This window comes from Roseovarius amoyensis (assembly GCF_003260265.1).
Taxonomy (GTDB): domain Bacteria; phylum Pseudomonadota; class Alphaproteobacteria; order Rhodobacterales; family Rhodobacteraceae; genus Roseovarius; species Roseovarius amoyensis.
In genome coordinates this window covers 1-11,848 of the sequence record NZ_QITQ01000043.1, presented here as the reverse complement: position 1 = coordinate 11,848, position 11,848 = coordinate 1, and the positions used below count along the sequence as shown (strand labels likewise).

The 11,848-nt window shown below is 58.4% G+C and carries 11 protein-coding genes; 10 read left to right on the top strand and 1 reads right to left on the bottom strand.

Going from position 1 to position 11,848, the window contains the following annotated elements; all coding sequences use genetic code 11:
- From DL899_RS18250 to DL899_RS18215, 8 genes are all read left to right on the top strand, one after another.
- Window positions 1-326: hypothetical protein (locus DL899_RS18250; RefSeq protein WP_204355358.1), on the top strand; the 326-nt coding region annotated here is incomplete at its 5' end.
- A 219-nt stretch (window positions 327-545) separates the two neighbouring features.
- Entirely contained in the window at window positions 546-1,142 is a 597-nt protein-coding gene (locus tag DL899_RS18245) for a response regulator (protein WP_111735768.1), read from the top strand.
- Window positions 1,143-1,331: 189 nt separating this feature from the next.
- Complete coding sequence (locus DL899_RS18240; protein WP_162685653.1) at window positions 1,332-2,297, top strand: CpaB family protein; 966 nt, start codon at window positions 1,332-1,334, stop codon at window positions 2,295-2,297.
- Complete coding sequence (locus DL899_RS18235; RefSeq protein ID WP_162685652.1) at window positions 2,294-3,637, top strand: CpaE/TadZ family protein; 1,344 nt, start codon at window positions 2,294-2,296, stop codon at window positions 3,635-3,637. Before DL899_RS18240 ends, DL899_RS18235 begins: the two co-directional genes overlap by 4 nt.
- Window positions 3,630-5,057 carry a TadA family conjugal transfer-associated ATPase gene (locus DL899_RS18230; RefSeq protein ID WP_111735765.1) on the top strand — a complete coding sequence of 476 codons (1,428 nt, stop codon included), beginning with the start codon at window positions 3,630-3,632 and terminating at the stop codon, window positions 5,055-5,057. Before DL899_RS18235 ends, DL899_RS18230 begins: the two co-directional genes overlap by 8 nt.
- A complete protein-coding gene (locus tag DL899_RS18225) occupies window positions 5,054-6,031 on the top strand; it encodes a type II secretion system F family protein (RefSeq protein ID WP_111735764.1) in 978 nt (325 codons plus the stop codon). Before DL899_RS18230 ends, DL899_RS18225 begins: the two co-directional genes overlap by 4 nt.
- A 17-nt stretch (window positions 6,032-6,048) precedes the next feature.
- Window positions 6,049-6,951, top strand: a complete 903-nt coding sequence (locus tag DL899_RS18220) for a type II secretion system F family protein (protein WP_111735763.1) — start codon at window positions 6,049-6,051, stop codon at window positions 6,949-6,951.
- A gap of 2 nt (window positions 6,952-6,953) precedes the next feature.
- The gene (locus tag DL899_RS18215) at window positions 6,954-9,584 is read left to right on the top strand and encodes a hybrid sensor histidine kinase/response regulator (protein WP_111735762.1); all 2,631 of its coding nucleotides are present in this window, start codon (window positions 6,954-6,956) and stop codon (window positions 9,582-9,584) included.
- Between the two features lie 22 nt (window positions 9,585-9,606).
- Here DL899_RS18215 and DL899_RS18210 read toward each other — a convergent pair whose 3' ends face one another.
- On the bottom strand, window positions 9,607-10,020 hold the full coding sequence (locus DL899_RS18210; RefSeq protein WP_162685651.1) for a hypothetical protein: 414 nt from the start codon (window positions 10,018-10,020) through the stop codon (window positions 9,607-9,609).
- Window positions 10,021-10,343: 323 nt separating this feature from the next.
- Between DL899_RS18210 and DL899_RS18205 the strand changes: the two genes are divergently transcribed.
- Entirely contained in the window at window positions 10,344-11,504 is a 1,161-nt protein-coding gene (locus DL899_RS18205) for a tetratricopeptide repeat protein (RefSeq protein WP_162685650.1), read from the top strand.
- A 90-nt stretch (window positions 11,505-11,594) separates the two neighbouring features.
- The coding region (locus DL899_RS18200) for a transposase (protein ID WP_162685649.1) at window positions 11,595-11,848 on the top strand (254 nt) is incomplete at its 3' end.

Sequence of the window (11,848 nt, the reverse complement as noted above, 5' to 3'; positions counted from 1 at the left end):
GTGGTCTTCTCGACCCGATCCTGGGTGACGAAGGTCTTGTCGGCGGTCTGCTCGGCGGCGACGGCGGTCTTCTCGACCCGATCCTGGGTGACGAAGGTCTTGTCGGCGGTCTGCTCGGCGGCGACGGCGGTCTTCTCGACCCGATCCTGGGTGACGAAGGTCTTGTCGGCGGTCTGCTCGGCGGCGACGGCGGTCTTCTCGACCCGATCCTGGGTGACGAAGGTCTTGTCGGCGGTCTGCTCGGCGGCGACGGTGGTCTTCTCGACCCGATCCTGGGTGACGAAGGTATTCTCGGCTCTCAGACCGAAGGCGGTCTTTTGGGTTAAGGATGTCTTCCCCTGTCAGGCCGGAAATTGCCCCCGGTCTGACAATCTTGGCGTGCCAGCGTTCCCCCAGGACGTGGCACGCCATTTTTTTGCCTGGTGTCGTGCCCGGGGAACTGACAGGTGAAGAACGTTACGGAAAACTAAGGATTGTAAAAATATCAAAAGTATGTAAACGTATCTTTGGGTGCGGAGGCGTCTTGGAGATTTAGGAGCATTTCCATGTCGATGCAAAAGGGTATGTTTCCCCACAAGGACTTCCTTGGTGTGGAGCCAGTTGAAGACAACCTTTCTGGCAAGGATGGGGTCGAGCTGCTGAAGGATCTCAGCAATATTGCGCTGAGCACCGATCTGGAGTCTGTCGGGGGCAAAAAGCTGTGTCCTCATGGGCTTGGCTTCTATTGCGGACAGCAAGACACGGTCTGCACGCTGTATCGCCAATGGGCATCCGAACAGGGCGCGAATCTTGGGCTTGTTGAAACGCCGGAGCAAGTCGTCGAAGCCCTTGCCCGGCACAAGGGCCATATCGATTTCGTCATGGTAGATGTCGATTCGTTCGGTGACGTAGGCGCAGCGATCGATCTCTGCATCTATATTCGAAATTGTTCGCCCGAGGTGGCGATTATTCTTGTCTCAAGCGAAGTGGCTGCCGACGACTTTACAGCAGAACGCATGATGGCGTGTGACGCAACCTTGCGTAGCCCGGTTTCATCCATGCGTATGCGCGATGCCATCCGGCTGGGTAAGGAAAATAACAGGCGCTATCAGCAACGCAGCCAGGATCTGGCTGCAGAAGCGGTGGAATCGGTAAGCCACTGAGCGCCGTTTTGCCTGCTGTAATGGCAGGGGCGGGCGCTCCTGAATTTTCCAAAGATGTTCCGCGGGTATGATAATGCCGCGATGCGACCTCTGCCATCAGGGTGGATGGCGGGGTTCGTTCATAATGCAATTATGGCGCATTCGAAAGAACGTTGACCAATACTCTTGACGATTCTGTGGCGAGAGAAGATGAAGGTTCCGGTCAATGCATTTCGAGATGGAAACATGCGTTTGCATGGAAAGACATCAGTATTTCTAATTGTCGGATTGCTGTTCACGGCTGTCGCCTGCGGTGGAATTTTCCTGTATTTGAGGGCTTTGGAGACGGATCTGGCCGAAGCTAGGGCCGAGGTCGAGCGACTGTCCAAAGTCGAAGTTCTGTCTGTTCCTGTCCTCGCGCGTGATCTGATGAGGGGCGATGAGATTGGCCCCGATGCGCTGAGCCTAGCAATCGTGTCTGCAAACCGGTTGCCCGAGGACGTATTGCACGGATTGGAAGATATCCGTGAAGAAACAGACGGCAAGTTGCTGGCGGCCCGGGATCTGCGGGCTGGAACCTTCCTGCTGCGATCGCACATTGCCCGACCGCAGGTGGTCGGGGGGGCGCATTTCGTGGTGCCTGCCGGTGCTGCTGCGATCATGGTGCAGCCGGCGAACGCGGGCAGTCTTGCTGGCATACTTTCCCCGGGCGATCCGGTAGCCATTTTTTGGCGCGACATCGGACCGGACGGAGTGCAGACTCGGCTAATTGCCTCCGGGCTTGAGGTCGGCCGTCCTTATGACAGGGGCGAGGATCATGTCAGCCTGGAAGCAAGTGGCAAGGATACCGAAAACAATGGCGTTGTCGTCGTTGGTCCGGCCGAAGATGTGGCGCGTCTGGTTCAGGTGATCGGGAGGGGCGAGCAATTTGTCCTTCCTGCGACAGAGGTGCATGTGACGGAAGATGGAGAGTTGCACATTGCCGACAGCGACCTGCTGGAACTACCGGCCTTCGCGTCGTCGGGAGAGCAGGGGCAGTTGGCCCGGGCGGGGACTGCGCAGGACGCCGTCCCTGCATGGTACGGGCTAGGTGCATCCGGCCGAGATAAGGCCGAGAAATGCCAACTGTTCATTGTGCGGTCGGGGGTGCGGACGGCTGTAGAGGTACCCTGTTGAGTCAGGTAAACAGCATCACGCGGTCAGCCGAGGACCGGCTGAAAGACCTTCATGTCTGTACTGTGTCTGGAGACGTTGAAGGGGTGCTGAGCATTGCGGATGCGTTGAGCGGGCTTCCAATCCACAAACGCACCGACTTCAGCTTTATCGAGGCGCCGACAGCCCTGCAGGGGGAGTTGGCTGAGCAGGCACCAGACCTGCTGATCATTGCGTTGGGAGACGAAAACGACATCTTACCGGCGATAGCACAGGAATGTGTCGACGCCGCCACACGTTCGGGGGTGCCTGTCGTCGTTATAGCCCCGCCTGATATGGCGGACGCGTTGACGCTGCCCCCATCTGCCTTGGCCATCGCGTCGTCCGAGGCCGGGATGCTGGCAAAGCGTCTGCCACGAGGAATCCTGCAAGACAGTACAAATGGGGCCGACTCGAAACCTCAAACTTCGCTTGAGCCGCATGACAGCGACGAGCCTTTGGCAACCGGTCTGCTTGCAAGGATCAAGAGCCTGTTGGGGGCGCAGAGGGTTAGGGGCAGCAGGCGAAGGGAGCACAGCATCCTGAACGAGGTTCTCGCGCGCCGATCCGGTGTCATTGTCATTCAGGGGATTTCGGGGGGCGTAGGCGCCACGACACTGGCTACGAACCTCGCGGTGGAGCTTGCCGAACAGCGCGCTGTCTCCTGCGTTTGCCTTTTGGATATGAACCTGCAGTTCGGTGCCGTCGCCAGCTATCTGACGATCGAGGAAACCGACCAGATCCGCGATGTGTATCAATCCATCCAGAGGCTGGATGCGGAGGGGTTTGAGGAATGCCTGCGGCCCTATGGGCGTAAGTTGCGGATTTTTTCGGGACCGCCCGAAGTGCTGCCAGGAGACGCACTCACCGGTGCAGATGCCGCGCGGCTGATCGGCCTTGCGAAGAAATGTGCACCGTTGGTAATTGTGGATTTGCCTCATGTCGTGATGGATTGGAGCGGTGAGGTCTATAAGACGGCCGACGTCTCTGTCTGCCTAGCCCAGCAGGATGTCCGCAGCGTCCGCAATGCACGCAAGCTGCAGAAACTGTTTTCGGAAAGCGGAATGGATACCTCGCGTTTTGTCTATGCGCTGAACCGGTGTATGATTGAGCGGGGCGAGGAATGGCTGGACAGGCTGACTCATTTCGAAACCGGCCTGGGTTGCAAGGTGAGCCATTTCTTTCCCGAAGGGGGGCCGCAGGTGGCAGAGGCATGCGACATGGGTGAGCCCTTGGCGCAATATGCCCCTGGAAACGTGTTTCGAAAGTCTCTGCAACGTTTCATCGGCGAGGCTGCTCAGTCCAAGGTCTTGGGCAATGTTTGAGAAGTTCAGGCAAAGCAGGCTGGTGGTGCTTCCCCCGGAGGAAGAAAGCGTCAAACGCCCCGTGGCCTTTTCGACAGACGAACAGATATCGAAGGAGTTGTCGACAGAAACTGAAACGAGTGATGCAGATGCCGCGAGCGGGCGTGCGCGCCGCATGGTTCTGCTTGGTATCCGCAAGCAGGTGCATAGGCAGCTTCTGGAAACGCTTGATCTGTCGGCGCTTGATCATGCCGGAGAGGCCGATATCCGCAGGGAAATCTCGGAAATGGTCAAGGAGATCGCGCCGCATCAGCCGATCGTCCTTTCCCGGACAGAGCGCGACCAGATCATCGATAACATCTACTACGAGGTTACCGGGTTAGGTCCGCTCGAGGCACTGATCAAGGACGACAGAATTTCGGATATCCTCATCAATGGTCCCGAAAAAGTCTATGTCGAACAGGATGGAATCCTGAAGAAGACCGATATCCAGTTCTCGGATGAATCGCACCTGCGCCGGATTTTGCAGAAGGTTGTTTCGACCGTCGGTCGACGCATAGACGAGATGAACCCGTATGTGGATGCCAGGCTGCCGGATGGATCGAGGCTGAATGCGGTCATCAACCCCATCGCCGTTGATGGAACGATGGTTTCAATCCGCAAGTTCAAGAAAGATAGCCTGAGCTTGCGGCAACTGGTGGCATTCGGTGCTCTGTCCGACAACATGGCAGAGTACCTGATGGCTGCCGTGAAGTGCCGGCTCAACATTATCATTTCCGGTGGAACTGGTGCAGGCAAGACGACGTTGCTAAACGCGCTGTCATCCTTCATCGGGGACCGCGAACGGGTGATTACGGTTGAGGATACCGCAGAGTTGAATCTGCAACGAGATCACGTCGGTCGTATGGAAAGCCGCCCTCCCAACATTGATGGCAGGGGCGAGGTTACGCAAAGGGACTGCTTGCGCAACGCACTGAGGATGCGACCCGACCGTATTATCGTTGGCGAGACCCGCGGCGACGAGGTCGTCGATATGTTGCAGGCAATGAACACCGGGCATGGCGGATCGATGACGACAATTCACGCCAACTCCGCCCGCGATGCCACCAGCCGACTGGAAAACATGGTCGCACTCGCCGGCATTGAAATTCCATTGAATGCCTTGAGGCGCCAGATCGCCAGTGCGGTCAACCTTGTTGTGCAGATCAACCGAATGCAGGACGGCTCGCGGCGGATCACTTCGATCACAGAAATCACCGGTTGCGAAAACGGAGTTCTGTCGATGCAGGAGCTTTTTGCATTCGAGCATACGGGGGTATCGCCTGATGATCGCGTCGAAGGCCGTTTCAACGGCACTGGAGTAAGATCCCACTACACTGATCACTTCAGACGCTGGGGGAACGAACTGCCGGCGAGGATATACGAGAGCGAACAGCAATGACAGTTGGCGGAATCCTGTCGTTGATGATGTTGGCTGGCGTCTTGTCGCTATTGGCCGCCTTTGCGGTCCACTGGAGCGCAAGAGAGAAGCGCCGCGCGGAATTTCTGCGCAAGCGTTTGAGCCTTGATGCGGCCATCGAAACCGACAACAGTGCCCGTGAAGCGGATACCATGTCTCTGCGGCGCAAGGACGCGCTGATTTCCTGGGCATCGCTGCGCGATTTCGGTGCCCTTGAAAAGAAATTTCCGAGGTTGTTGGAGTGGCGCAGGTCACTGGGCTACGCACAGGTGGCTATGGGCCTTGTGGTAGGAGGGGCCGCCGCGGCCAGCACTATACACCTTCTCGGGCTGTCCATCGTTCTGGCGATGGTGATGGCTATGATGATCAGTTTTCTGGTCTGGCTTTTCGTATCGCGCCACAGGCGCGTGAAACGCAAGGAAATGATCGCCGAACAAGTGCCAGAAGCCATCGATCTGATGGTTCGGGCATTGCGGGTGGGCTCTCCGTTCACGGCGGCGCTGGGGCTCGTCGGGCGAAGCCTGGATGGCCCCGTTGCGCAAGAGTTCACTGCAACCGTGCAGGAGATAAACTATGGTCAGGATGCCATGGTGGCACTGAATGATCTGGCGGAACGCTGCGACAACCAGGATCTCCGTTTTTTGGCGGCCGGTGCGGCAATTCAGCAAACCAGCGGCGGCAACCTCGCAGAACTTCTGGAACGAATTTCCGCCATCTGCAGAAGTCGGCAGGCGATGACGCTTAAGGTCAAGTCCCTGACCTCTGAAGCGCGCTGGTCAGGTAACGTTCTGTCGATGTTTCCTGTGGTCGCAGCGGCGGGGATCATGCTGCTGAGCCCAAATTATTTTGACGAGGTATCGAAGGCTGATTTCTTTCCTGGCCTGATGGCCGTGGTCGGCCTGCTTCTGTTGGGGAACGTCATCTTCATGCGTCGCATGCTTGTCCTGGATGACTAGGGCGGAAAGGCTAAAAAGTGCTGGGATTCTCGTTTCCGTTGACGTTGCTGCTGGGGCTTGGCCTCGGCTCGATGCTCCTTGCCGGCGGGTTGGTCCTGAGAGGGCGCGATGCACAGGCAAGGGCCCTGCACCCGGGTAGTGCGCTGAACCGGGCCGCAGTCAAGCCTCCTCCCCTTCACGCCTTCATGGCGCAGTTGCTGGAAGAACGGGACGAAAAGCGGTCGGAACAGCGGAAGCGTCAATTGTTTCAGGCGGGTTTTCCGGGGCCGAACCAAGTGTATTACTTCACGATCAGCAAGCTCGTGGTCGGAACGCTTACCATGTGCTTGATGGCCATGCTGATGGCAGTGATACCCACCATCCGTCAGCCCGGCCTGTTGCAATGGCCAATCTTTTTGTCGCTTTCGTTTCTTCTCGGCTTTGCATTGCCCGGGATCGTGGTCGCTGTGCGGGCGGAACGCTATGTTGACCGGATCGCCAAGGGGTTGCCGGATGCGCTCGACCTGATGCTGGTCTGCGTGGAGGCTGGGCAATCTTTGGACATCAGCCTGGTGCGGGTGGCCCGCCTGATGCGTGACTTGCATCCAGAACTGGCCGAGCGACTTGCCGCGACGGCGGATGCGCTCAAGGCAGGTGAGAACCGCGAAAGCGCGTTCAACAAGCTGGCCTATCTCACAGACAACGCCGATCTTGCGGCCTTCGCCCGAGTCATGCTTCAGGCATCGGAAATGGGCACGCCGGTGGCTGATACATTTCGCGTCTTTGCTGCTGACCAGAGAACCCGCCGCATGAGGCGGATCGAGGAACAGGCCAACGTCCTGCCGACCAAAATGACGCTGGGAACGATGATCTTTACTGTTCCGCCCTTCTTGCTGCTCATGCTGACACCGGCCATTTACAGCATCCTGACCGGGTTCTAGGCATGTCCGCCCAGTCCGAGGCCGTGACTTCCCGCAAAACGCATGATGCGTCCCGCAGCGAATTCGCGGCCGGCGCGAGACCCCCGCTGGCATTCGGGCGGCGCGACATAATATGTCTCTGGTTCATCGCGCTCTTGGCGTTGGTTTCCATCACCCCCGACGGCCCGGCCATGCCCGACACATACCTGCAAACGTTGCTGGTCGTCTCGTCCGCTCTCTTCCTTATGGAAGTCAACAGGGCAGGGGCGCAGGCCGCGTTGGTCGCGTATGTGCGGGGTGGAGTATTCGTTGCGCTGTTGGCCGCCGTTCCACTGCAGATCGCCTGGCCTGCAATTCATGGTGCCGGGGGCGAAGGCCCAATATTTTTTCCTTCGTTACTGGTCTGTCTCGTGAGCGCCGCCAATGCGTGGGCTATCGACCGCGTAATGCGCAGCAGTGCTTACCAAAGGCTGAGAGGCCGGAAAGGCCGCAGCATTTCGCCGCGGCAGGCAGATACCGTTGTGGTGATCGTAGTGGTCTCGGCGTCTGTCGCGATGGCGGTCATGGTCGTGGGCGGCCTGACGGGCGGATCGGACGCCATCGACGCGTGGGGACTGGCCGGTCGTTCGCTTTCGGTTGCCGCCCTGGCAGGACTTGTCGTTCAGTTGGCCGCAGGACTTGGGGGTACGCTTTGGGTGCGATCCTATCGCCGTCTTGCGGCTGCGGGCGCCCTTGCCTTGGGGATCGTGGGCGGTGCCGAATTCATGGAATCGGCGGGCAGCGGCGTTCCGTCGCTCATCCTGTTCGCTGCGGCTTGTCTGGTATTGGCATTGCCGTTTCCGTCATGGCGCTCGCTGCTTGGGCTGATCGGGGTCTTGGCTTCGGCTCCCGGTTTGCTGGAACTGCTCGACCTTTCCTATTCGGATAGCTCCGGCACGTCGGCAAGAGCCTTGCCGCTGGCCTTTGCCGCGGTTGTTGCCAGTCTTGCAGTGCTTGTCGAGCGTGCTAACGCGGCCTTTGATGTCTTGCAGCAGGATCGCAGGGTACGCGAGATGCGTGCGTGGTTGGGACAGCATGGCGGCGGCCGATTGTTGAGGGCTGACATAGGTCGCAGGGAGGTACATCTGCTTGACGCCTCGGAGGGACAGTACAAGCGCCTGCCGTTTTCGGTGTTCTTTGCGAACAGCGATGGGCCAGGGCTGCTGAAACTCCTCGATGCGCTGAAAGGTGACGCGCCGCTGACGCTGCATCACGCGTTTTCGCTGCCTCTCGAATCCGACCCGTTCGCGATCGACCGGCAGGCCGGAGCAAGCGAAGCTCGACCGCATGACGTGTTCATTCTCGGGCGAGAGGGTGCCGTTGCATGGCTCGGGATCGTGAACACAATGTCCGATGCTGGCCTCAAGGCGCGAGCTGAGCGGGCAGAGGCAGCCTTGGGCGAGGCGCTCATGCGCGAAGAGCGGTTCTTGTCGGTCGCATCGCATGAACTGCGCACGCCGATGTCGATACTGTCGATGTTGGCGGAAGAGCTCGATGATGGCGCCCCGTGGGACGACGTCGCCTTGAGCTTCAAGAAGGCAAGCGGTCGGGTAATCCAGATCCTCGACGATCTGAGGGTTCAGGATTCCAACGAGCAGTTCCAGATACGTCAGACCGAGTTCACGCTGCGCGAGTTGGCATTTCACCTGCAAGAGACTTTTACAGGCCCGGCCCAGGCGAACGGCATGGCGCTGATCCTTGCCCTGTCGCAACAAAGCGACATCCTTATCCAGAGCGATTATGGCCGTGTGTTCATTGCGTTATCCAAGCTGGTTCACAACGCGATCATTCACTCCAGGGGGACAGAGATCACGCTGAGTGCCTTTCTGACCCGCCAGAGCGGGGGGAGTGTGATCGTGACCTGGCAGGTCAGTGATGATGGCCGGGGAGTATCGCCGGAACGATATGAGACAGTGTTCCGGCCATTCGACACGGACGGGCGCAGCGAAGGCGGTGGTCGGCCGGGCCTGGGGCTGTACACGGCGCAGAAGGCCGCCCGCGGGATGGGGGGAGATATCTATCTCAGGCAGACAAATGATGGTGGAATCGTGCCGCGCCGACTGCCGGCATTTGCGAGCGCGGCCAAAAAGGACAATACTGACGAACCGGCTTTCAAGCCCGGGGCGACATTCGTTCTGAAGCACCCCGCGCGCATATCCAAGCCGTCAGACCACTCGACGATGGAGCATGACCCCGTGACCGAGAGCAAGGCGACATACCAGGACAAGACGGTGCTACTTGTCGAGGATAACCAGATCGTCGGGGATATCACGGTTTCCCGAATGAAACGGCTGTTCGGAAAATCGCTATGGGCAGAATGCGTCGAAGACGCTCTTGACGCCTATGATACGCACCAGCCCGATATGTTGCTGGTTGACCAATTGCTACCAAATGTCTTGGGGTCGGAGTTCATCAAGCAGATACGGGAAACAAGAAAGTCGATCCCAATCATTGGGATCACCGCCTCGACCATGGGAAGCGAATGCACCGATCTGGAAGCAGCAGGGGCGAACTATGCCCTGGAAAAACCGTTGTCCTTCAAGCAGTTGCAAAAGATCGCGTTGGAGTTTTTCGGAGAACCCGATGCCGCGGGACCGGACGACACCGACACATGAACCCGGCGGAAATTTCCGGTCGTCAGTTTCGGTTTTCCGTGGGCGGGCGGCGGAATACGGCGGGCTGGCCAGTATAGAGGGCGAAACCGGTTCTGAACGTCTTGGGCTTGAACTCGATGCGCAATTCCGCGTCCCGCCCGTCCGCCAGGTATTCACCGACATGGTTCAGCGTGGTGATCGCGGAGGGGAAGAACTGCCTTGGATCACCCTGGTAGCGATCCAGGTAAATCTGTCTTTTCGCCAAGTCGCCGCGCAGCCGATTATATGCCGAGGCCAGCTTGATAGGCGAGCACCCTGCATGGACAAGGTCGATGGAGGCACTCAGGCTGTGCACCAGTGCAAGGCATCGTGCGCTCAGATCGGAAAGCTCCTGCTCCCTTCGGTGATGATACCTAAGGCCAAATCCGCCAAGCAGTCGTTTTGCTATCCAGATCAAGAGGTTTGGATCCGATCCATGCCTTGGAAACTAATGCTACCACATGACACCGCCGAATTCATTTGTTAATATCAAAAGAACGTATCGCCTTTTTATTGTGACGGCTGAATGGCCTTGATCCGGTATCTCGTCATGCTCGGGAATTGGGTGTGCCTTGTGGCCCGTGTTGCAGATCACTGTCCTTGGGGCAGGCACTCTGGGGCATACCCATGGTTCCCCAATCGCAACAGGGTAATCCGTTCGGCAAGCAAGGCTTGCAGGACCCTTGTACGGTCACGGTCAATCTAGTTCGGTGCGACAGGAACTGTCCGTGGAGAAAAGCCATGTCGAAGACCCGGGTCAAGAATTTGGCGGTAGACAAGCTGAACGCCAGGGCGCGAAGCTACGCGGTCGAGGGAAATCACCGCGAGGCAGCAATCGCTTATGAGTTGGCAGCCAGGCTGGCGCCAGATGGCGATTCACGGCTTTTCAGTGCGATACAGCTGCGCAACGCCGGTGAAATCGACAAATCGGCAGAGACCTTTCGCGCCTTTCTCGATGCGCGGCCGGATCATTTCGATGGCTGGTGCAGCTATGGCGTCACGATGAAACAGGCTGGCCGTTTCGAAGAGGCGGTAGCCTGCTTTAAAAAGGCCTTGACGCTCAAGGACGATCCGCCTGCAAGGAATGCTCTGGTGACGTCCTTGTGGCAACTCGGCCGGCACGACGAGGCTATTCGCGAGGGTCTGATCAACCTGAAACTCAAGGACAGGCTGGCAGTCGAAGGTTTCCGCAAGTCCCCTTATCACGATACGGTTCTTTCTGAACGGCGGCCCGCGTTCGACCCGGCCAAGCGGAAACGCAACATCATTGCGTTCTCGCTGTGGGGGGACAATCCGACCTATGTTTCGGGCGCGATCGTGAATGCCCAGATTGCCGCGCACATCTATGTTGGCTGGACCGCCAGGTTCTATTGCGATGCGAGCGTTCCCGAGGATGCTCGCGCCCAGCTAGGCAAGTATGGCGCGCAAGTGGTGATGATCGAAGATCCGGCCCTGCAACGGATTCGCCCGATGTGGCGGTTCCTGGCGTCCGATGATCCCGGGGTTGATTTCTTCGTATGCCGGGATGCGGATTCGCGCCTGAACGTCCAGGAATTTCTGGCGGTAGATGAATGGGTCAGGTCGGGCAAGCGTTTTCACGTCATGCGCGATCACATTTACCATATGGAGCTGATGCTGGCTGGGATGTGGGGCAGCGTCGCCGGCGTGTTGCCAAACATGCGTGACTGGCTGTTGGGTGCTGCGGAGTATTTCGACAACCGTTTTGCGGACCAAGCATTCCTGATGGACTTGGTCTGGCCGCTCATCAAGGAAGACCTGATAACCCATGACAGCGTATACGGTTTTCCGGATGACCGGGACTTTCCCGGAGAATACCGGCTGCCCGGGCTGATTCATGTGGGTGGGGCGGTTAAGGATATGGAGCACTGGCGCCACATCTAGTTGTCTGATCCCAAGGGTGCTGTCATTTGTGGACGGCTTGAATCGCCCCGGCTTTGTCGGAGACCATCAACTTAAGTAAGGATGATGGTTATGACGAAAAGCAAACTGGCAAATCGCTACTCGCCTGAGGTCCGTGCGCGTGCGGTCCGGATGGTGTTCGAGCATCAATGCTCATATGAGGCGCAGGCGGGCGCGATCGCGGCCATTGCACCCAAGGTCGGCTGTATTCCTCAGACCCTGCGCGAATGGGTCAAGCAGGCTGAGAAAGACAGCGGCATGCGCGACGGCGTGACCAGCGAGGAGCGGGACCGGATCAAGGCGCTGGAGCGGGAGAACCGAGAGCT

What these genes read in the sequence shown, in the direction of transcription:
- DL899_RS18245 (WP_111735768.1), top strand. Translation starts at nt 546, where the DNA reads ATGTCGATGCAAAAGGGTATGTTTCCCCACAAGGACTTCCTTGGTGTG.
- DL899_RS18240 (WP_162685653.1), top strand. Translation starts at nt 1,332, where the DNA reads ATGAAGGTTCCGGTCAATGCATTTCGAGATGGAAACATGCGTTTGCAT.
- DL899_RS18230 (WP_111735765.1), top strand. Translation starts at nt 3,630, where the DNA reads ATGTTTGAGAAGTTCAGGCAAAGCAGGCTGGTGGTGCTTCCCCCGGAG.
- DL899_RS18225 (WP_111735764.1), top strand. Translation starts at nt 5,054, where the DNA reads ATGACAGTTGGCGGAATCCTGTCGTTGATGATGTTGGCTGGCGTCTTG.
- DL899_RS18215 (WP_111735762.1), top strand. Translation starts at nt 6,954, where the DNA reads ATGTCCGCCCAGTCCGAGGCCGTGACTTCCCGCAAAACGCATGATGCG.
- DL899_RS18205 (WP_162685650.1), top strand. Translation starts at nt 10,344, where the DNA reads ATGTCGAAGACCCGGGTCAAGAATTTGGCGGTAGACAAGCTGAACGCC.